21 protein-coding genes are annotated in these 20805 nt (G+C 32.6%); 3 read left to right on the top strand and 18 right to left on the bottom strand.

Annotated features, from left to right (window positions below; all coding sequences use genetic code 11):
* Positions 1–35: 35 nt before the first annotated feature.
* From KA856_RS03800 to KA856_RS03790, 3 genes are all read right to left on the bottom strand, one after another.
* Positions 36–3206, bottom strand: a complete 3171-nt coding sequence (locus tag KA856_RS03800) for an efflux RND transporter permease subunit (RefSeq protein ID WP_107517933.1) — start codon at positions 3204–3206, stop codon at positions 36–38.
* A 168-nt stretch (positions 3207–3374) separates the two neighbouring features.
* The gene (locus KA856_RS03795; RefSeq protein WP_107385096.1) at positions 3375–4625 is read right to left on the bottom strand and encodes a lipid II:glycine glycyltransferase FemX; all 1251 of its coding nucleotides are present in this window, start codon (positions 4623–4625) and stop codon (positions 3375–3377) included.
* A gap of 365 nt (positions 4626–4990) precedes the next feature.
* Positions 4991–5752 (bottom strand): VOC family protein, encoded by a 762-nt coding sequence (locus tag KA856_RS03790; protein WP_107385094.1) that lies wholly within the window; start codon positions 5750–5752, stop codon positions 4991–4993.
* A 228-nt stretch (positions 5753–5980) separates the two neighbouring features.
* Here KA856_RS03790 and KA856_RS03785 point away from each other — a divergent pair, with 228 nt between their 5' ends.
* Both KA856_RS03785 and KA856_RS03780 read left to right on the top strand, forming a co-directional pair.
* The gene (locus KA856_RS03785; RefSeq protein ID WP_107386332.1) at positions 5981–6415 is read left to right on the top strand and encodes a MarR family winged helix-turn-helix transcriptional regulator; all 435 of its coding nucleotides are present in this window, start codon (positions 5981–5983) and stop codon (positions 6413–6415) included.
* Position 6416: 1 nt separating this feature from the next.
* The gene (locus KA856_RS03780) at positions 6417–7625 is read left to right on the top strand and encodes an MFS transporter (protein ID WP_107386333.1); all 1209 of its coding nucleotides are present in this window, start codon (positions 6417–6419) and stop codon (positions 7623–7625) included.
* Positions 7626–7906: 281 nt separating this feature from the next.
* On the opposite strand, the gene KA856_RS03775 is transcribed toward KA856_RS03780, so the two are convergent.
* The 7 genes from KA856_RS03775 to KA856_RS03745 form a co-directional block, all read right to left on the bottom strand.
* Positions 7907–8254: a transcriptional regulator, SarA/Rot family gene (locus KA856_RS03775; protein WP_019468084.1), complete on the bottom strand. Its 348-nt coding sequence runs from the start codon at positions 8252–8254 to the stop codon at positions 7907–7909.
* A gap of 480 nt (positions 8255–8734) precedes the next feature.
* Positions 8735–9757 carry a GTP 3',8-cyclase MoaA gene (gene moaA, locus KA856_RS03770; RefSeq protein ID WP_107384118.1) on the bottom strand — a complete coding sequence of 341 codons (1023 nt, stop codon included), beginning with the start codon at positions 9755–9757 and terminating at the stop codon, positions 8735–8737.
* 12 nt (positions 9758–9769) lie between these two features.
* Positions 9770–10378, bottom strand: a complete 609-nt coding sequence (mobA, locus tag KA856_RS03765) for a molybdenum cofactor guanylyltransferase MobA (RefSeq protein WP_107386208.1) — start codon at positions 10376–10378, stop codon at positions 9770–9772.
* A gap of 7 nt (positions 10379–10385) precedes the next feature.
* Positions 10386–10619: a molybdopterin converting factor subunit 1 gene (gene moaD / locus KA856_RS03760; RefSeq protein WP_019468087.1), complete on the bottom strand. Its 234-nt coding sequence runs from the start codon at positions 10617–10619 to the stop codon at positions 10386–10388.
* A 2-nt stretch (positions 10620–10621) separates the two neighbouring features.
* The gene (locus KA856_RS03755; protein ID WP_107384120.1) at positions 10622–11068 is read right to left on the bottom strand and encodes a molybdenum cofactor biosynthesis protein MoaE; all 447 of its coding nucleotides are present in this window, start codon (positions 11066–11068) and stop codon (positions 10622–10624) included.
* Positions 11069–11554 carry a molybdopterin-guanine dinucleotide biosynthesis protein B gene (gene mobB / locus KA856_RS03750; protein ID WP_107384121.1) on the bottom strand — a complete coding sequence of 162 codons (486 nt, stop codon included), beginning with the start codon at positions 11552–11554 and terminating at the stop codon, positions 11069–11071.
* Positions 11551–12810, bottom strand: coding sequence for a molybdopterin molybdotransferase MoeA (locus KA856_RS03745; protein ID WP_107384122.1), 1260 nt, complete (start codon positions 12808–12810; stop codon positions 11551–11553). Before KA856_RS03745 ends, mobB begins: the two co-directional genes overlap by 4 nt.
* Before the next feature lie 64 nt (positions 12811–12874).
* On the opposite strand from KA856_RS03745, the gene moaC reads away from it, so the two are divergent.
* Entirely contained in the window at positions 12875–13354 is a 480-nt protein-coding gene (gene moaC, locus KA856_RS03740) for a cyclic pyranopterin monophosphate synthase MoaC (RefSeq protein WP_107384123.1), read from the top strand.
* A gap of 62 nt (positions 13355–13416) precedes the next feature.
* Here the strand turns inward: moaC and KA856_RS03735 are convergent, their stop codons facing one another.
* The 8 genes from KA856_RS03735 to galE all read right to left on the bottom strand — a co-directional run bounded on the left by KA856_RS03735 (position 13417) and on the right by galE (position 20787).
* Positions 13417–13917 (bottom strand): MogA/MoaB family molybdenum cofactor biosynthesis protein, encoded by a 501-nt coding sequence (locus tag KA856_RS03735; RefSeq protein ID WP_107384124.1) that lies wholly within the window; start codon positions 13915–13917, stop codon positions 13417–13419.
* Positions 13918–13928: 11 nt separating this feature from the next.
* On the bottom strand, positions 13929–14933 hold the full coding sequence (locus KA856_RS03730; RefSeq protein WP_107384125.1) for a ThiF family adenylyltransferase: 1005 nt from the start codon (positions 14931–14933) through the stop codon (positions 13929–13931).
* A gap of 276 nt (positions 14934–15209) precedes the next feature.
* The gene (locus tag KA856_RS03725; RefSeq protein ID WP_107384126.1) at positions 15210–16040 is read right to left on the bottom strand and encodes an MBL fold metallo-hydrolase; all 831 of its coding nucleotides are present in this window, start codon (positions 16038–16040) and stop codon (positions 15210–15212) included.
* A 79-nt stretch (positions 16041–16119) separates the two neighbouring features.
* A complete protein-coding gene (locus tag KA856_RS03720) occupies positions 16120–16725 on the bottom strand; it encodes an ATP-binding cassette domain-containing protein (protein ID WP_107384127.1) in 606 nt (201 codons plus the stop codon).
* A complete protein-coding gene (modB, locus tag KA856_RS03715) occupies positions 16725–17396 on the bottom strand; it encodes a molybdate ABC transporter permease subunit (protein WP_107384128.1) in 672 nt (223 codons plus the stop codon). Before modB ends, KA856_RS03720 begins: the two co-directional genes overlap by 1 nt.
* Positions 17397–17408: 12 nt before the next feature.
* On the bottom strand, positions 17409–18194 hold the full coding sequence (gene modA / locus KA856_RS03710; RefSeq protein ID WP_210138502.1) for a molybdate ABC transporter substrate-binding protein: 786 nt from the start codon (positions 18192–18194) through the stop codon (positions 17409–17411).
* 106 nt (positions 18195–18300) lie between these two features.
* Positions 18301–19791, bottom strand: a complete 1491-nt coding sequence (gene galT / locus KA856_RS03705) for a UDP-glucose--hexose-1-phosphate uridylyltransferase (protein WP_107384130.1) — start codon at positions 19789–19791, stop codon at positions 18301–18303.
* A 3-nt stretch (positions 19792–19794) separates the two neighbouring features.
* Complete coding sequence (gene galE, locus KA856_RS03700) at positions 19795–20787, bottom strand: UDP-glucose 4-epimerase GalE (RefSeq protein WP_107384131.1); 993 nt, start codon at positions 20785–20787, stop codon at positions 19795–19797.
* Positions 20788–20805: the final 18 nt, after the last annotated feature.

Below are 20805 nucleotides of genomic sequence, written 5' to 3'. Positions count from 1 at the left end.
GTAGGTAATCTCGTACGTCCGCATTATATTTTATTCTATTTTCGTTTTCTCAAGATTTTCGCCTTAAAAGTAAATAATATTTCATATATTACTGGTACGACTATTAAAGTTAATAAGGTTGAAGAAATCAATCCCCCTACTACAGTTGCTGCCATACCTTTTGAAATAATGATAGAACTATCTTCACCAAATAACATAGGCATCAACGCTCCAATAGTTGCTAATGCTGTCATGAGAATTGGTCTGATACGTGTTCCACCTGCTTCTAACAATGCTGCTTGCATTTCCATACCTTGTTGTTGTTTATTTATCACTCTGTCAATTAAAACTATTGCATTGGTTACAACAATACCAATTAACATAAGCATACCAATCATGCTCGGTACAGAAATTGTCTCACCAGTTACTACTAAAGCAACTACAACACCTATAACTGTATATGGTAATGAGAATAATATAGTGAAAGGTGCCAATGCGCCTTTAAATGTTAACACAAGCACTAAATAAACTATTATAATTGCTGCTAACATCGCCATAGATAATTGGGTTACTGCGTTACCTATATCTTCATTTGCGCCTCCCATGTTGACGTCTACGTTATTAGGTTTATCTATTGTATTTAATTTCGATAACACTTTCTGTGAAGTCCCACCAACATCATCATTTGTAACTTTTCCAGAAACTTTTGACGTATAGTCTCCCGCTTTAGTTTCTATTTTATTTGGCGTCGTTGTTTTTTCTAATGTTGCGATGTCACTTAATTCAATAGCTTGACCAGTAGCTGTTTGTATTTCAGTGTTTTCAAGTTTTTCTTCTGTCCAATCCGTTTCTTTATCTTCTTTAATTTTCACATCTATCGATTTACCATTTTCCTTTACGGTTGTGACACTTTGCTCAGGTGTATTCTGATTTAATGTCATAGCTAATTGAGATGCAGACAAACCATAACTAGAGGCTTTATTTTGATCTACTTTGATATTATATTGTTCGTATGTTTGAGATAAATCAGATTTAACATTAGCTATACCATGAATATTTTTCATTTCTTTTTCGACTTTATTGACAGTTCCTTTTATTGCATCAAGAGATGGTCCAGTAATTGTAACTGCTAATTCATTATTTGTTCCACCTGTGCCCATATCTTGATTTGCCCAATCTCCAGGATGCTGATATTTGTTGATATGTTTTAAAACTTTATCAGGTTCTTCATCAAAATTAGGTGTATTACTATCATATTCAACCATGATAGCCATGCTATTTGAACTGCCTGTAGGGTCTGTTGGAGTTGATCCACCAACGGAATACTGAACTGTTTTAACTTTATCTTTATTGTTCAAATACTTTTGTACTTGTTCAGCATGTGCTAATACCTCTTTTTCTGTTTCACCCGGTTCAGGTGTATAAGTTAATGCCATAAATTTATCTTCCCCAGTTGAGATAAAGCTAGTGCCTAATTTTGCTGCACCTAAACCAATACTAGCGATTAAAATAACCGTACTTAAAATCATTACAATCCATTTGTGCGCTAATGACCAGCGCAGTATACGCTTATATCCTCTTCCTACCAAACCTAATGTTTCTTCTTTACGTTGTTTAACACCTTTTTTGAAAAAAGTAGCACTTAAAGAAGGTACGATGGTAATCGAAACAAGTAAAGAAGCTAGTAAACTAAACGCAATCGCTAATGCAAATGGTCTAAACATCTCACCTACTGATCCATTGACAAATGCCAATGGTAGAAAGACTATAATGGTAACGATTGTCGACGACATTATCGGTTTAAATACTTCACTCGTCGCACTAATAATGAGCTTATTACCACTTAATGGTTCTTTTTTATCTGATAAACGTCTATAAATATTTTCAACTACAACAATTGAATCATCAATAACTCTACCTATTGCAACTGTTAGTGCACCAAGTGTTAATATATTTAATGATACATCTGTTAATTTCAATGCAACCATTGCAATTAATATAGACATCGGTATTGAGACGACTGAAATTGCAGTTGTTCTAATATTTCTTAAAAATAATAATATAACAATTATGGCAACAATCGTGCCGAGTGCTGCTTTTTCAATCATTGTATATAGTGAGTCTTCTATAGGTTTCGCAGTATCCATAACTTTTGTAGCTTTTATATCTTTATTATCTTTGGTAAATTCATCAATTTCTTTTTTCGTGTCTTTCGCTACTTTAACAGTGTTAGCATCTTGTGCTTTCGTCACTTGTACATTGACTGCATCTTTGCCATTTGTTTTAGAAATTGATTGTCGTTCATCACCTACTGAAATATTTGCAATGTCTTTGAGTTTAACAGAAGGCATGCTACTTTCTCCGTCTTGAGCATCTGAACTAGGCATTGCTGTTGCCATGTTACCGCCTTGTGATGAACTTTGAGCACCAGAACTCTGATTTGCACTTCCTTCGTTGCCACCTTGAGCACTCATGCTTGAAGCTGATAATGGAATTTCAAGGTTTTCCAATGCATTTACTGAAGTGAATTGGCCATCAATTACTACCGACTTTTCAGTTTTACCAAACTGAAATAAACCTAATGGGGTTTCACTAGTTGCACCCTTTAAGAATTGTTCCACACTATCTACAGTCAATCCTCTATCTTGCAATTTTTCTTGGTCAAATTTAATTGAAACTTCTCTCGATGTCTGTCCATTCAATTGTGCATTTTGTACGCCATTGATTGTTTGAAGTTTAGGTAGTAACTGCTTATTAACTTTTTTGGTTGTATCTTTTAAATTATTATCATTTGTAGTAAAAGAATAAGCTACAATTGGAAAAGCATTCATTGAATTCCTTGTTAACTCTGGTTCTTCAACGCCTTCTTCGAATTTTATTTTATCAAGTTCTTTTTTTAAATCGTTTTCAGCTTTATCCATATCTGTGCCATTTTCATATTCAACAGAAACCATAGAAGCATTTTGAATAGATTGTGCATTAACATTTTTCACACTTGCCATTGACCTTATTTGGTCATCAATTTTATCACTAATGTCATCCTTTACCGTTTCTGGTGTAGCACCTGGCATGGTTGTTTGTACAGTAATCACTGGAGGTTCAACATCAGGTAATAATTCAAGTTTCATTTTCGCACTTGAATAAACACCGCCTAAAATGACCAGCAATACCATAAGAAAGATTGCAAATTTATTTCCTAGCGAAAACTGCAATAGTTTTTTTATCATATCTTTTCTCCTCTCAAATAACATTTTAATTCGATATTGCATTTATTTTCTTTATGTATAATCATATCTATGTATTTTCTAAACTCATAAAAAATGCACGTTATAAAGTTTAAGTTGCATATTAAAACTTTATAACGTGTCTACTTTTTTACAAAACTACAAACAAAACTATTTACGTTTTAATTTACGTGAAAGCTTAATTTTAGTCTTAGTCAACTTCGGCTTAACATTTTCAATAACTTGATATAATGGTTTATTTAACACATAATCAAATTCACCTATTTTTTCACTTAAATACGTTCCCCATACTTTCTTAAATGCCCATAATCCATAATGGTCTGATTCCTTGTCTGGATCATTATCTGTACCACCAAAATCATATGTTTTTGCGCCATGTTCTCGAGCGTATTGCATCATAGCAAATTGCATGTGATGATTTGGCAAGAAGTCTCGGTAGTCATTAGATGATGCACCATAAAGATAGTAGGATTTATTTCCAGCAAACATTAGCAATGCACCTGATAAATATAATCCCTCTGGGTGCTTAGCTTCTAACGCTTCCATTTCATTAATAAGTTCTTGTGTTTTTTTCATTTTATTGTCAGCATCGTTTATTTTATTTAATGTCTTTTTATCTTGTTTTTTGTCAGCCAGCTTTACTTTTTCCGCTTCTAATTGTGCGATGTCTTGACGTAAATCTTTAAGGACTGGTTTAGGTTCCAATTTCACTAAAAATAATTCCGCATCTCCATCTGGATGTAAAGCATCGTATATGTTTTGGAAATAGCTAATATCTCTAGTTAAAAAGCCATCTCTTTCGCCAGTGATTTTCATTAACTCTGCAAATGTTTTCAAACCTTCTCTATCAGAACGTTCTACTTTCGTACCACGCTTTAATGCTAACCTTACTTTTGAACGATTACGTCTTTCAAAACTTTGAATTAACGCATCATCGTTTTTATCAATCGGTGTTATCATTGTCATTCTTGGTTGAATATAATCTTTCGAAAGTCCTTCTTTAAAACCTTTGTGTTTAAACCCTAATGATCTTAAATGTGTTAGTGCATCAGCACCTTTATCTACTTCAACATCGGGATCGATTTTAATTGTATAAGCTTTTTCTTCTTTTGCAATTTGAATTGCGTATTCTAGCAATGTTTCTAATGCTAATTTATTACTATAATCCGTTACAAAACCTCTTGAAATATAGCATAGCGTATAAGGTAATTTAGGAACCTTTTTAAATAATAACTGCGCCACACCTAAAATTTCACCATCTTCACCTACTGCGATACGCTTTGAGTACCAGCCAGTCAATTTCTTTGTTTCTGCCCACTTTGTTAATTGCAATAAGTCACCTTGAGGGTGCGCTTTAACAAAGGCATCATGCGCTTGGTTCGTTATATTCATCTTTTCCATAAACCTGATATCTCCTTTTACCATTACATACTTTGTTATTATACATTGCTTCACACATTCTTTCACATCATTTCCCATTATTTGATATAATAATATACGAAATGAGGTGTTTTTGTGCGTATCATTATCTTGTCATTACTTTTTTTAATAAATTTAATTTTTGTAATCCAAACATTTAATACAACTTTTAATGTTTCATATTTAAGTTTAAGAATTATTCTCGCTGTTTTTACATTTGTAGTAACGGGTTATTTACTACTTTTATCTAATAACAATAAATGGGGAACTTACTTAACTATTTTAACACTAATAATTTCTTTGATACACATCATTGTTATTGCACATAGTATGTATGTTTACATTTATTAATCTGCTTCAACTTTGTACTTAAGCCCTCTAATGATTAATGTATATGGTGAAGTTGTATTATCATCTTTCAAAGTAACTGCTTTATAACCCGAATATTCACCATCATATATATGATATACAATATCATCGTTTTCCAATTTTAATGTCGTGAATGTTTCTGTGTTGTTCACGATTTCCATTCCAAACCACTGTTGCCATTTTTCAACCGTATGTGCTCTTTCTGTGCTATTAATTTCAATACTTTTTATGCTAAAAGCATTTTGGCGTAATGGTTTTAACTTTTCTTCTCTTGCTTCAATATTTTCATTCCATTGAATAAAAAATGGCGGCTTCACCCTATAATCAGGATCAGCTATATATAACAAGCGCCATGTAGTCTTTTCTCCTTTTGTGTTTTCTCGTTGCATTTCAACAGGACCTATGACATCTATACTTTGTGCTTCCAGCGTTTCTTTTAATTTGGTAATATCTTGCGTTTGAAATGCTATTGTTTTTAATCCTTCTTTATAATGATCTTGAACAATTTTCGAAGGAAATGACACTCGACCTTCTTCACTTTTTACAATTTTTTGCAATTTCTCTGGTTTATAAATATCTAATAATTCAATGTAAGCATTATTTAAGTAGGCTAAACGATTGTATGTGCCTAATTTCTCATGTTTACCACCTTGATATAGTGTAAATAAATGACCTGGGAATTTGAAATTATCTAATTGTTGTACATAATGAACGATATGATCTAACTTTAAATCTTGCATACCTTTATCCCCCTAATTTTCCTTTACATTTATTTTAACAAATTGTATACATGTTTACTTCTGATAACCCATTATAATGATTTAAATTGCAATTATAAATTTATCTTTATTCAGATATCAAAAGCATCACTTAATAAATAGGTATTGCTTTCCCTGTCCAAATAGGCTAAAATATAACTTGTTCAAAATTAAGTTAGCTTTGCTAACCATTTTCGGAGGTATGCTTTCATGCAAAATAAATTTGTATTTGATAACATCATCGCAATTTATAGACCGTATACAAAAATGTTCCAACCTATCTTTGAATCATTTGATCTATATCCTGCACAATGGCTCGTTTTAAAAGATATTTCCTACAATGCACCAACCACTTTAGTACAAATTTCAAAACGACGCTCTATTGAGAAGCCTACCACAAGAAAAATATTAAAAGTACTTTCTGAAAAATCTCTATTAACTGTTGAAACAGGTACAGATAAACGAGAAAAATGGCTTTCACTTTCTCCAAAAGGAGAAAACCTTTATAAAAACATCAGTTCACGTGTAGATAAAGTGCAAGACGAAATTATTAAAAATACAGGTTTATCAGTTTCAGAAATTGAACATATTACAAAATCACTTCAACTTATTCACGCGCAAATTTTAGAAATGGAGGAATTTTAACATGAATCAAACAGCATCGATGAAGTCACCAATTTGGACGAAAAATTTTAATATCAATTTCATTACAAACTTTTTAGTTTACTTATGCATGTATTTGCTTATCGTCATCATAGCGAGTTATACAAAAACTGAATATCATGCGTCAGACAGTATGGCGGGACTCGTGTCTGGATTATTTATTATCGGTTCTTTAATTGGACGATTTATCACTGGAAAGTATGTTAATAAAATAGGTCCTAAACGTATTTTAATCATTGGTTTAATCTTATTAATCATCACACAATTGTTTTATTTTATAGAAGGTGCCTTAGCTGTTCTAATGTTCACGAGATTAGTTAATGGTATTGCTACTGGGGTTACTACGACAGCAACGGGGACAATTGCTGCTTATGCAACACCACAAGAGAGAAAAAGTGAAGGTATTAGCTTGTTTTCTTTAAGTTTAGTTATAGGCGCTGCAATCGGCCCATTTTTCGGCCTTTTACTTATTAATACATTCCCAATTCAATTGCTATTTTTGCTTTGTTTAATGTGCGGTATCATCAGTTTTATCATTTCATTTTTTATTAAGTTAGATATCGATATCACTAGTGATATCCCGAAAACACAAACAACTGAAAGCAAAAAATTTAATATTAATAATTACATCGCCAAAGAAGCATTACCTGTGGCAATTATTATGCTCCTTGCAGGATTATCTTATTCGTCTATCCTGACATTTTTACAATTTTTTGCCCAAGAAATCAATTTAGTTACAGTATCTAGTTATTTCTTTATTTTTTATGCTATTGCATCACTCATTACAAGACCAATTGCTGGTAGAATGATGGACCTCAAAAACGAAAACGTCATCGCTTATCCTGCTTTTGTCTTTTTAATCCTTACATTTTTAACATTAAGTATTACAAATAATAGTTGGTTATTAATTCTTGCTGGGTTACTCCTTGGCGCTGGTTACGGCAATATTTCATCTTGTATGCAAGCCATTGCAATCAAAGTATCTCCACCAGCTAAATATGGTATTGCTACCTCAACCTACTTTATCGGTTTAGACTTAGGATTAGGTTTTGGACCTTATGTATTAGGCTTTGTAACATCTACAGTGTCATTCGCTCAATTATACGCTATTATGGGCGTATTGGTTTTAATTACTGGTGTTATTTATTACTTCGTTCACGGTAGAAAAGTAAAACACATGAATGCTTATTAATTTTTTCATAAAACAATAAGTTAAGGTTACTGTAAATTATTTGCTTTAGCTGCCAACAAAACTATTTTTGTTGGCAGTTTTTTTGTACTCATTTTAATTATGAACCATCCAGTATTACTTTATATATTTAAATTTGAATAATAGTTATTTCAAGGTTATTATTCAATTTGAATGATCGTATATTTTAAGTTTATTAAAAAAACCAAATGCTATTATAGCACTTGGCTTATCTCTTATTTATATCATTGTCATTGATAATTATCTAATTGTAACTTTAGTGATTAAGCAACTTTTATGTTTTCAATTTCTTTTATAATATCATCTATTACTTTTAACTGCTCATCAGTGTAATAATAGAACACTTGTCTTTCATCTGTTTCTGATCGAACTTTTGAGATCAACTCTTTTTTATAAATCTTTCTTATAATCACATCTATTTTACTAGTGTCCCATAACATTTCAAAATGTAAGGTGTCTCTTAATTCTTTTCCACTAATTTTATTAGCTTCATAAACTTTAAACAACACTACAAATTCTTCGATAGATAAACGGTGAACTGACTTCAACCAATGTTTTAACTGACTTAAAGCCCTCTCAGATGTAATATAAAATGATGCTTTACTTTCCATAAATTTGGCCTCCTCATGATTTACTTTCATTGTTAGTAATGGCTTTATATAATGAATAAGCTTTTAAAATATTATATAACACTTTCTTCATTAAATCTATTATTTTAAAAGAAACAGATAAATAAATTTTACTATTGTAAAGTTTTTATATAGCTACAATTGATTATGGTAATATTTTTCTATTGTTCATTATCTTTAATCGTTAAAAAAATACTTATGTATAATACATTTTCATATAAAAATATCTTTCCACATTTTTGAAATCATTTCACATAAGATATGAGTTCAAATTATAATAAAAAAGAGTAGAAGATAATTCAAATTGAAACATTGAATTATTTCCTACTCATAATATTTTTTAGAATAATCACAATAGTGATTATAATTATAAAGTTATTAGTTATTTAAACTTTTTAAATAGTTAATAGCTGATTATCATGGTCAAATGTTCAGTTCTCATAAATGCTATCTCCTAATAAATCAGCCACCAATATAGTTCATATTGATTTTTTTACGTTTTCTATTGGCTACTGTTTGCGCTGTACGTTCATCTGAATATCTATCATCACGAATATTCCATAAAGCTTTAAACTGTTCAAACAGTGCCTCATCTGACACACCAGATCGCATAAATGATTTCACATTAAACCCGTCCACGGTACTAAATAGACAACCATAAAACTTACCATCTGATGATAATCTCGCACGTGTACATGTAGAACAGAATGATTCAGACACACTTGTAATCAGACCAAATTTAGCACCATTATCTTTATGTCGATAATATTTTGCAACTTCACCAAAATACTTGGGTTCCACAGGTTCAATATCAAATGATGACTCTACCATTTTTAACATTTCATCTTTTGTTACAACCTTACTGAAATCCCAACCATTATCATTACCGACGTCCATAAATTCAATAAAACGTATTTCAATATCTTTATCTTTAAAATATTGAATCATAGGTAAAATTTGATCATCATTCACACCTTTTTGAACAACTACATTTACTTTTACATGAAAACCTATTGAGACCGCATAATCTATTTGTTGTAAAATCGTAGAAGCTTTAATATTTCGATTATTTATAGCTTGGAACACTTTGTCATCAATCGCATCTAAACTCACATTAATACGTCTTAAACCAGCATCATATAATTTTTGGCCGTGTTTTTTTAATAATAAACCATTAGTGGTTAAACCAATATCTTCTATACCATCAAGTTGGTTCAACTCATATATTAATTTATATAAATCTCTTCTTAATAAAGGCTCTCCACCTGTAATACGTATTTTTTTGACTCCTAAACGTGTATAAACTCTAGCGATACGTACCATTTCATCAAAAGTGAGTAATTCATCTTTGGGTAGGAAAACAAAGTCATCACCAAATATTTCTTTCGGCATACAATAGTCACAACGAAAATTGCAACGATCTGTAACTGACAACCTCAAATCTCGAATTGGACGTCCAAGTTTATCAGTTATTTGTTCTACCATCTGATTAGCCCCCTATCTATTCATAATGTCGTGATGTAAATCTATTAAGTCTTGTTGATAGTTAATATTTTTGTACCAATAATCAGATGAACCAATTTCACGCACATCTAACCAATCACTTTTGACTTTTGAATAGACATTCTTAAGGCTGTAATCGCCTGATTCCAATGCTGATTCTATAAAAGATAGAGTATGCGGGCTGTAAAAAGCCATCGTTGGAATGGGCATTCCATCTTCTTGGAAACCGGCGATATCTAGTTGATCTTCTATTAAATGTTCCACCATAAATTGATACAATTTACTTATTGCTTTTTGTGTAATCATAGGTGTATCTACAGATATGACAAAGAAAAGTGTTTCGTCTGAATGTTGTCTCATTACTGAGTAAATACCAACCAGTGGGCCTTTACCTTTGTTTTTAGCATGATCGATAACAATCTTATCATGATCAAATTCATGTGCTAACGTTTCATTAGTACTAATAATTATTTCATTAAACATATTAGTAGCTTCTAAAACTTCAATGATACGTTTGTAAAACATTTGATAGTTAATCTTTGCAAACGCTTTTGGTTTACCAAATCTTTCTGATTGTCCTCCAGCTAGTATAATTGCTTTCATATGTCTATTACCCTCCACTAACTGGTGGTATCAACGCTACAGTATCATTAGACGTTACGATATCATCACCTTTGACAAATTCTTCATTAACTGCAATTTGAAACTTTTTGTTATTAATATTAGGGTAACGCTCAAACAAATCTGTTACAAATTCATCAACGGTAATATCATAACTTAAGTCAATATCTTCTGAACTTTTACCCAAAACTTCTTTGATTTCCGCAAAGTATAATACTTTCATAACTATTCTCCTCCAACTGCATCCTCATGGCTACCATGTTGGTGACCTTGCCATTCAGCACCATCTTCCCAAATTTCTTTTTTCCAAATGGGTACTACCTCTTTAATACGTTCAATTGCATATTCATTAGCACGATAAGCATCTTTTCTATGTGGCGAAGAAACACTTATCAATACTGCAATATCTGATATCGCTAGTGGCCCAATTCTATGAACAATAGCCGTTTTTGTCCCCGGCCACTTTTGTGAAATCTCATCACCTATTTGTGCCAACTTTTTTTCTGCCATAGGTATATAAGCTTCATACTCCAAATATTCTGTTTTGACTCCCTGTGTCCACTCACGTACATGACCTGTGAAAATAACAACGGCACCTTGATGTTCATTGAGAACATACTGACGATATTGTTCTGTTGCTATTGGCTCGTTTATAACCTCAAATTGTTTCATTCAATCCATTCCTTTTTCATTAACGAAAGATAATAACCATTGTTCAAATTTTTGAAGTGCTAATGGTTGTTCAATATTAATATCGTACTGAATATTTGATAATTTATTTAGCTGTTGGTAATCAGCATTATCACGATATATCAGCACTTTATCATAATTTGCTTCTTTGAATCCTTCTACTAAAATGATGTCACTGTCTATTGTAACAGATTTATCAATGATTTCATCCAGTCTTTGTTTTTCAATTCGTGTAACTGTTTGTTGTAGATGGTGCCCTTGAACGATACTTTGATCCGCACCAGCATTAAAATGTTTCATGTGATCAACAGTATCCGTTTGAAGTTCAATATCTGATAGGTTTAAGTCATGTTGACCATGATGTTTAATCGTTGCTACGCAAAAACCATGCAATTTTAAAAATTTCACTGCATGTGTCATCAATGTTGTTTTCCCTGAATTTTTATAACCTACAATTTGTAATATCATAGCGTAGTGTCCACTTCATATGTTTGCGATTCAGTTAAAATGACATCAACTGTGTGACCTTTTTGATATCCTCTTGTACCACTTGGTAACACAATCATTGCATTGCTATGTGCAATAGCTACTACTGCACCAGACTTATTAAATCCTGATGGTACCACTGTCATCTCTTTACCATTAAAAGTCACTGTTGCACGAATAAATCTTGTAAACGGATTTGGCTTTTTAAAGTCTTCCATAAGTGTAGCTTGTACAATTTGTGGATATATAGCTTTGGCGCCCATCATGTGCTGTATTGCAGGTTTGACATAGAGTTCAAATCCAGTGAAACAAGCAGATGGATTACCTGATAATCCAAATAAATATTTATTATTAGCAACAGCTACTGTAGTTACACTACCGGGACGCATGGCAATTTTGTTAAACAGGACTTGCGCATTGACCGCTTCATAAATTTGAGGCAAATAATCGAAATCTCCTACAGATACACCGCCAGTAGTGATTATAATATCATGCTCAGCCATAGCTTCACGCATCACTTGAATACTACTATTCAAATCATCTTGTTGAATTTTATAAGCATTGACTTCTAAGTGATGCTTTTTAGCTAAAGCAGTTATCATAGGGCCATTTGAATTACGAATTTTTCCTGGTTCTAAATCATCTCCAACATCCAATAATTCACTTCCTGTAGCGATCACAGCCACGCTAGGTTTTTCAAAAACCGGAACTTCTGTATAGCCATATGTTGCTAAAACAGCTATAGACCCTGGATTAACACATTGACCTTTTTCTAATAAAATATCTCCAACCTTTGTCTCTTCACCTTTTAACGAAATATTCTCATTTTCGCTAAATGTTTTTCTTATTGTAAAATCTTGTTCTCCTTCGACAGTTTGTTCAAGCATAACGATGGCATCAGCACCTTCAGGTATTTGTGCACCTGTCATAATTCTCACGGCTTCAAATGCTCCAACTGTTTTAGTTGAAACTGACCCCGCTCCAATGTGGTCAATAACTTTAAATTTAATGCGATTGTCACCGCTTGCACCTTTTGTATCAATACTTCTTAACGCAAAACCATCATATGGTGATTTATCAAACCTTGGTATTTCATGGGTCGCTATAATATCTTCAGCTAAAATGTAATTTAAGCTTTCTGCTAAAGGTAAAGTGATTTTATCCATAAAAATTTCTTGGTTTATCACACGTTGAATTGCTTCACTCACTGGAATTGGGTTTCTTTTCTCTACAGACATCGCAAATCTACTCCTTATAATTAATAATTTCATGATATACTAGAACACGATTAGGAGGGATACTTTGACTGAATTTACGCATATTAACAAACAAGGGAATGCGAAAATGGTAGACGTCTCTGATAAAAACATAACAAAACGTTCAGCTACTGCGCATTCAAGTATAACGGTAAATCCAGCGATTTATGAACAAATCGTTGATCACACTAACCAAAAAGGAAATGTGCTTAATACTGCTCAAATTGCTGGTATTATGGCAGCAAAAAATACAGCTGATATTATACCGATGTGTCACCCGTTACCTTTAACTGGTATAGATATCACATTTGATTGGCAAAAAAAAGCACAATCATTCATTTTAAATATACAGGCAACCGTCTCTACAACTGGAAAAACTGGTGTGGAAATGGAAGCACTTACTGCCGCTTCAGCTGTAGCACTTACAGTTTATGATATGACAAAAGCTTTAGATAAAGGCATGGTCATTGGCGAAACTTACCTACTCTCAAAAACAGGTGGCAAATCTGGTGATTACAAAAGATAATTGTCTTAAATATTAATATGTAAGAGATAGAGTCCGACGAACATATAAACGTTGGGCTCTAATTATTTTGTAATCTCTTGAACTAAATGATTCAGTTCTGGTTTAATGAGCTTATTCAATGCTAATTTCACTGCGCCCGTAGAGCCAGGTATACTAAAAATCAATTTATCATTTACGGTACCTGCAATAGCTCGAGATAATAACGCACGTGTTCCAACATCTTCTGCATAACTTAAATATCTAAATAATTCTCCAAACCCTTCGATTTCTTTAGTAATCAAACTGGATACAGCCTCTATCGTTACATCTCTTTGTGCTATACCAGTTCCACCTGTAGTGATAATCACATCAATATCTTCTGCTAACCATTGCTCAATTTGCTGAGTAATTGCTGTTTGCTCATCTTTAACAATCTTATAATGCGATTCAGAAATCGTAACATTTAATGTAGAGATTAGCTCTTTAACTAATTTACCACCTTTATCTGTTTCATAATCTCTTGTATCAGAAACTGTTAATACTGCACATTTAATATTTCTATCAAGTTTAACATTTGTATGCATATTGAACCTCCTTAGCCAAATAATTGGTTGATTAACGTCATCGCTTGTTGTGGGTTAGTCATACCATGAATCAATAACCTTCCGCCTTTAAAGCTAACTATTCTATGTGCTTTATATTCAAAATGTAACATGTAAGGGTTCCGTTGATATGGAATCTCTTGTCGTTGCAAAAATGTCTCCAACATTTCCTGGGAAATTTCAGGGTTTTCATATTGAACAGTATCCCTTCCACATAAAGTTGCAAATTGCCTTTGTGTTGTATTGAGATACGGATATGTTGGTTGTGTGCCACAAGTTTTACAAGCGCTATCTTGCAATTTTTTAAATCCAAATGTAAAATGTGTGCCTTCCCAGATATCACCGTAAGTAACTTTAGGTGCAATTGTTGCGCCTGTTAATATTTTCAATGCATCTTTTAATTGTAAACTAGTCGTCATAGTGACTGCTGGCTGAATGACACCTACTGTATCACAAGTCATATTAATTGCAGGTAGCTGTGGAATCAAACAGTTAAAACAAGGTGTTTGTTCAGGTATAAACGTCGCTTCCACATAAGTACTTTGTACCACACCACCATAAATCCAAGGTATAGCAGCTTTATAGGCAAAATCATTTATCAATTGTCTCGTTTCAAAATTATCTGTTGCATCTAAAATAAGTTGTACATCTTGCGCGTATGTTTCTAAAAATAACCGATCGACATGTGCAATGTGTAAATGCAATCTCAAATTTTGACGTATAGCCATTAAATTACGTTCTGCTGCAACTACTTTTGGTAATTTATCTGCTGCATCCATTTCTGTAAACATCGTTTGGCGTTGTAAATTACTATATTCAATATAATCTCTATCTACAATTGTTAGTTCACCTACACCAGCTCTTACTAATCCTTCTGCTAGGTGCGTCCCTAAAGCTCCCATACCTATAATTAACACATGTGCATTCATAATTTTCTCTTGCCCAGATGTTCCTATATGTTTAAATAACATTTGTCTAGAATAACGTTCTACACTCACTATGAAACCCCTCACTTTGCGTCATTATTTTCATTATAAATCTTGAAGGTCTATGTAACAACTGTTTAAATTCATTATGCAAAAATCCTATATGCCACTTTTATTCATATTACCAATGTAAAACTTAACAAAATAAAAGAGTAAGAACGAAATCAAATTTAGATAGTGATTTCATATTCCTACTCTTTATCGCAAAACAGTTTCAAAAGATATAATGATACATTTATGGTGATTACTGATACTTTGATTTTTGACATTAAAGTCACTAATCATTATTTAAATTTGAATTTTTAATCCATCAAATGCAATGGTTGATTTTAAACCATCTTCTTCTAATTGCTCTTCTAATTGTTTAATTTGTGCCTTCGTTAAACTTTCAGTAGCTTCAATATGAGTAAAATATGTATGCTTAGCATTAATAGCTTTAGCAATAGTCACACATTCATCAAATGTAGCCTCTCCTAAAGCATTTAACATACCTTCTGGATGAATACGTTCATTAGTTATAGGATTAACTTCATTGCTACCAAAAGGTAAAATAGCAACATCAACATTTTTCAATTTCTCCGTTGGTCGAAAGCCTTTAATTTCATCTGGAATAATAAGTATACGTTTGGTATTTGTAGTTAAATAAAAACCAAACGCGAATTGTTCTGCTAATTGAATCCATTCTACCTTTGTGTCATCAAAATTAATTTCTGCATCATTGTCAACAATTACTAGGTTAATTACGCCTAATGATTCTAAATATTGAACATATTCCCAACGCGCAAAATATGCTTTAAAATCTTCCACTTCTTGAGTTGTAATATAAACCGTTGATGTTTTGGACTTAGGTACTTTGTGAATAAAATCAAAATTGAGTGTTTCCCATATTCTAATCCCCATCGTGTGATCTGGATGCCAATGAGAGTAAATGCCATATTTTATATCATAAATTTTTGATTGTCTTAGTTGTTGAAATATATCTTCTGAAGTGTCAATTAGTAATTGTAAATCATGAATGAAGATACCAGGCCCTGTTCGTTTTTGTGCATCTTTATGCTGTGAAACTGATTGATAAAGTGTTGGTATACCCCCAGAAATTCCTAAACATTCGATAATCATTGCATCAACCCCTACTTATTTATAAATGTGATTACATTTATTACTCAACCTCTCATAAATTATAGTTGCATATCACCTATCACCCTATATTAATAATTTCGTGTGCCAGTATTTCAGCTTCATATTGCGAATGTGTAACAAAGATAATAGGTATATTCCATAATTTAAAAATTCGTTTTACTAACAAAATACTTTCTTCTTTCGTTACATCATCTAAACTAGAAAACGGCTCATCTAGTAACATCAAGTCTGGTTTAGTACTTAAAGTTCTAGCTAATGCAACACGTTGGGATTCACCACCAGATAAGCGAATTGGAAATTTATCTTTTAAATGAACAATATTTAGTTGATTCATTAAATTATCTATGTGCTGAGAGTTCTGTGTCATAAAAGTGATATTTTGAAACACAGTCATATTTGGAAATAATTGGTAATCTTGAAATAAATAACCGATATTGCGTTTTTGAATCTTCACATCAACATTTGAAGTAGTGTCTGTCAATATATGGTCGTTAATCTTTATAAACGCTTGGTCTGGTTGTTGTAAACCAGCAAGCATATTTAAAATTGTTGTTTTACCTATGCCTGAAGGTCCTTTAATGGCATAGATTTTAGGTGTAGTATCATCTATTTCTACATGTAATTGCGTACTATTTAAAAGATGATTCAAAGATATATTTAGCATTAACGAACCTCCCGATAACCATCTTTATTCAATAGATTGATTGTACCAATTACAGTAACCGCAAATGCAACCAATACAATCACCCATAACCATGCTTGATTTTCTTTCCCTTGCTCTACTAAAAAGTATATTTCTAAAGGTAAAGTGTTGGTTTTGTTAGGAATATAACCTGCTACCATTAACGTAGCACCAAATTCTCCAATTGCCCGTGCAAAACTCATCATTACACCAGCAAGTATTGAACGCTTAGATAACGGTAAAACCAATTTAAAAAATATTTTACTTTCACTTGCGCCCATTGTTCTTGCTGTATTCAACATCTTGGGATCTATGTTACGAAAACCTTGTACAGTATGCTGATACATTAACGGAAAGCTTACAATGATAGATGCAAATATGGCACCAGTTAAAGTAAATACAACTGGCAAATGTAAAAAATCGCTAAAAAAACTACCAACCACACTACGAGGTGAAAATATAATCAGTAAAATAAAACCCATCACTGTTGGAGGTAACACGATTGGTAAAACAATGAAACTTTCTAAAAGTCTTGTTATAAAGCCACGACGCTTATACAACCATCTTGATATAAAAACACCTAATATCGTAACGATAATCGTGCTGATAACCGCGACCCTCAATGATATCCAAAATGGCGTGACATCTGGCATTTCTGCTACCTCCTATACTTTGAATTTATATTTTTTTAAAATTTCTTTTGCTTCATCTGTTTTTAAAAATTCAACCCATGCTGTGGCTAACTTTTTATCTGAAATCGTCGCTGACTTATATGTGATAGGCTGTTTTAACTCAACTGTTTGAATTTCTTTCACATTACTATCACCATTTTTTTGACTTTGATATAAATCTGTTTTATAAACATAACCTAATTGGGCATTGCCCTTTTCAACATAATTTAATACTTGTCGCACGTCCTTTGCAAAAACTAAATGAGATTTAACATCCTCATACAATTGATGATCTTTTAAGTATTGCTCAGCATATTTACCTGCAGGCACGGATTTAGCCTCGCCTATTGCCAACTTTTCACCTTGCTTTAAATCAGACACATTCTTATATGTACTATTAGATTCACCTATAAGCACTAAATCATTTTGTGCGTATTCATATTTGTTTTGAGCTTGTTTACCTAATACATCAATATCTTTTGTATTTGCAGACATAAATACATCTACAGGTGCCCCTTTCTCTATTTGTTGTCTCAAGGCTCCTGATCCGCCATAATTAAATGTGATTTTAGCATTTTTATGTTTTTTATTAAATGCTTGTTCTAAATCTTTAGTGACATCTGTTAAACTTGCTGCAGCTGAAATATGTATTTCTTTCTTATTATCAACCTTATTGTTAGCATCTTTTTCACTATGATTATTTTCGCTATTAGAGCACCCAGTTATTAACATACAAATCATAATAGTAGCAATAATTAAAAAATGCCAAGTTCTTTTCATTTAATTGCCTCCTTTTTCATATAATTATATGCCTCTTTATTTCAAAAAAAAAGAGCGTATACTAAAGTAAAAATGACTTTGTATAGCTCAATTTTCAAAATATTTATTATAGCGATGTAATAAACGTTTTAAATGCGTTTTGACCTTGTGGTGTGTTTTTGAATACACCTGCATCCTCTAGTACGCGTTTAAATTTAAAACCAAGTTCTTTTTCAATAATTTCCTCTACGTTCTTTTCATTAATATCATATCGTTGTGTCATGTCTTCTGCCCATGGTTGATGTATACCTAACGTTTGTTGTTGATCACCTAATAAAAATGCCTTAACCTGTTGTAATTCTTGTTTTAATCTACCAGGCAAAATTGCAGTACCCATAACTTCTATTAATCCAATGTTTTCTTTCTTAATATGTTGGACGTCTTTATGAGGGTGAAAGACACCATCTGGATATTGTTCCGATGTTTGATTATCTCTTAAAACAATATCAAGTTCATATTGTTGTTCCCTATAACGTGCAATAGGCGTTACAGTATGATGACGCTCGCCATTTTTACTGTATGCGCTTATATCTACAGTTTCATCTGAATAATTATTCCATGCTTTTCTAATAAATTCTGCCGCCGCCACTAAGTCGTTTTTATCTTCACTTTTCAAACGAATGACGCTCATTGGCCAATACAAAGTCGAAGCTGCTACTGTTGGAAATTGTTTTAAACTAAAGCTGTGCAGTTCCTTAGCGTTGTCCATCGGAAATGTGTGTCTACCCGATTGATAATGATTGTGCGTCAAAATCGAACCGCCAACGAGCGGAATATCTGCATTCGAACCAATAAAATAATGTGGAAATTTATCTACAAAATCCAACAGTTGTACAAATGTTTGCTTATCTATATTCATAGGAACATGTGATTGAGATAAAACGATGCTATGCTCTTTAAAATAGGCATATGGAGAATATTGAAATCCCCATTGTTCTTGTCCTAAGTTCAATCTGATGATACGATGATTTGTTCTCGCTGCTTGTATTACAGAGCCTTTAAACCCTTCATTTTCCATGCATAGTGCACATTTAGGATAATCTGTTGCAGGCGCTTCTTTCGCTTTGGCAATTTGTTTAGCATCTTTTTCTGGCTTGGATAGATTGATTGTTATTTCCATATCACCATACTCACTTGCTGTGTTGAAATTTATATTATGCGCAATTGCATCTTCTTTCACATAATGATTGCGTTTGGTTATGTTATAAAAATAGTCTGTCGCTTTCTTCGGACTCTGTTGATATAATTCATAAAACTTTTGATTCAGTACAGATGGACGAGGTGTGATTAAATCTAATATTTGTGCTTCAATGATTTCTTTGCTATATAATGCGTCATCTATACATTTGGAACTGATTGCTTCTTGAATCCAGTGTTGTGTTATCTCAAGTGCAGTTGTCTCTGAATTAAATTTGGAAGTGGTTGTATCATCTATGCCTGAAGCATTTAAAATACTCAGCAACCTATTTTGAATATAAATGGCGTCTTCCGCTTCATAATCCCCATGTGCAATAGCGTGAGATACAAATAATTGGACAGCGTATTTATTCAATAACATGCATTATACCTCCTGATATCCGTTAGGGTGCTTTTCATGCCATTGCCAAGCAGAACTAATAATATCATGTATATCATCATGTTTAGGTTTCCATCCTAATACTTGCTGTGCTTTATTACTTGATGCAATTAATTTGCTAGGGTCTCCGGCTCTTCTTTCACCGACAACTGCATTTATTGTTTTACCTGTAACTTTTCTTGCTGCTTCTAAAATTTCAAACACAGAATATCCTTGGCTACTACCTAAGTTAAATGCACCTGATTCTCCTCCATTTTTCAAATGTTGAAACGCTAAGATATGCGCATCAATTAAATCAACGACATGTAAATAATCTCGTATGCAAGAGCCATCTTCCGTATCATAATCATCGCCAAAAACAGTTAGTTCATCTCTTTGTCCTAAAGCTACTTGTAATACAATCGGAATTAAATGCGTCTCAGGTCTATGGTCTTCACCAATTGTGCCATCCTCTTTTGCTCCTGCAACATTAAAGTAGCGTAGTGCAGCATAATTCACACCATAAGCTTCATGACTCCAATGCATCATTTTTTCCATCATTAATTTACTTTCACCATAAGGACTTGTTGGCGTTTTAGAATCATCCTCTGTAATTGGTACAGAATCTGGTTCACCATATACAGCTGCAGTTGATGAGAAAACAATATGCGCTACCTCATGATCATACATAACTTCTAACAATACCTGTAAACCATTAACATTATTATTAAAATAGCTTAGTGGTTTCTCAACAGATTCACCAACTAATGAATATGCACAAAAATGAAATACACCTTCAATATTTTCGTTATTAAATACGTTTTCTAAAAATGCCTTATCACGAATATCACCTTCGTAAAACTTTGCTTTATCGTGTATTGCTGCTTTATGTCCAGTGCCTAAATTATCTACAACAACAACATCATAACCTCTATGAATTAATTGATCTACTGCATGACTTCCAATATAACCTGCGCCACCTAATACTAGTACACCCATGAAAAAACCCTTCCTTTT

Source organism: Staphylococcus sp. GDB9P120P (assembly GCF_017893435.1).
GTDB classification, from domain to species: domain Bacteria; phylum Bacillota; class Bacilli; order Staphylococcales; family Staphylococcaceae; genus Staphylococcus; species Staphylococcus cohnii.
Note: the sequence above shows the minus strand (reverse complement) of the source record. Positions and strands in the feature narration are given on the sequence as shown.

Excerpts from the sequence above, each read along its gene's own strand:
- modB (WP_107384128.1), bottom strand. The coding sequence starts at position 17,396 with ATGCCAGATGTCACGCCATTTTGGATATCATTGAGGGTCGCGGTTATC.
- galE (WP_107384131.1), bottom strand. The coding sequence starts at position 20,787 with ATGGGTGTACTAGTATTAGGTGGCGCAGGTTATATTGGAAGTCATGCA.
- modA (WP_210138502.1), bottom strand. The coding sequence starts at position 18,194 with ATGAAAAGAACTTGGCATTTTTTAATTATTGCTACTATTATGATTTGT.
- moaA (WP_107384118.1), bottom strand. The coding sequence starts at position 9,757 with ATGGTAGAACAAATAACTGATAAACTTGGACGTCCAATTCGAGATTTG.
- KA856_RS03725 (WP_107384126.1), bottom strand. The coding sequence starts at position 16,040 with ATGATTATCGAATGTTTAGGAATTTCTGGGGGTATACCAACACTTTAT.
- mobA (WP_107386208.1), bottom strand. The coding sequence starts at position 10,378 with ATGAAAGCAATTATACTAGCTGGAGGACAATCAGAAAGATTTGGTAAA.
- KA856_RS03790 (WP_107385094.1), bottom strand. The coding sequence starts at position 5,752 with ATGCAAGATTTAAAGTTAGATCATATCGTTCATTATGTACAACAATTA.
- KA856_RS03785 (WP_107386332.1), top strand. The coding sequence starts at position 5,981 with ATGCAAAATAAATTTGTATTTGATAACATCATCGCAATTTATAGACCG.
- KA856_RS03795 (WP_107385096.1), bottom strand. The coding sequence starts at position 4,625 with ATGGAAAAGATGAATATAACGAACCAAGCGCATGATGCCTTTGTTAAA.
- KA856_RS03735 (WP_107384124.1), bottom strand. The coding sequence starts at position 13,917 with ATGCATACAAATGTTAAACTTGATAGAAATATTAAATGTGCAGTATTA.
- KA856_RS03775 (WP_019468084.1), bottom strand. The coding sequence starts at position 8,254 with ATGGAAAGTAAAGCATCATTTTATATTACATCTGAGAGGGCTTTAAGT.
- KA856_RS03800 (WP_107517933.1), bottom strand. The coding sequence starts at position 3,206 with ATGATAAAAAAACTATTGCAGTTTTCGCTAGGAAATAAATTTGCAATC.
- KA856_RS03745 (WP_107384122.1), bottom strand. The coding sequence starts at position 12,810 with ATGTCTGTAGAGAAAAGAAACCCAATTCCAGTGAGTGAAGCAATTCAA.
- moaD (WP_019468087.1), bottom strand. The coding sequence starts at position 10,619 with ATGAAAGTATTATACTTTGCGGAAATCAAAGAAGTTTTGGGTAAAAGT.
- KA856_RS03755 (WP_107384120.1), bottom strand. The coding sequence starts at position 11,068 with ATGAAACAATTTGAGGTTATAAACGAGCCAATAGCAACAGAACAATAT.
- galT (WP_107384130.1), bottom strand. The coding sequence starts at position 19,791 with ATGTTATTGAATAAATACGCTGTCCAATTATTTGTATCTCACGCTATT.
- mobB (WP_107384121.1), bottom strand. The coding sequence starts at position 11,554 with ATGATATTACAAATTGTAGGTTATAAAAATTCAGGGAAAACAACATTG.
- KA856_RS03720 (WP_107384127.1), bottom strand. The coding sequence starts at position 16,725 with ATGCTAAATATATCTTTGAATCATCTTTTAAATAGTACGCAATTACAT.
- KA856_RS03780 (WP_107386333.1), top strand. The coding sequence starts at position 6,417 with ATGAATCAAACAGCATCGATGAAGTCACCAATTTGGACGAAAAATTTT.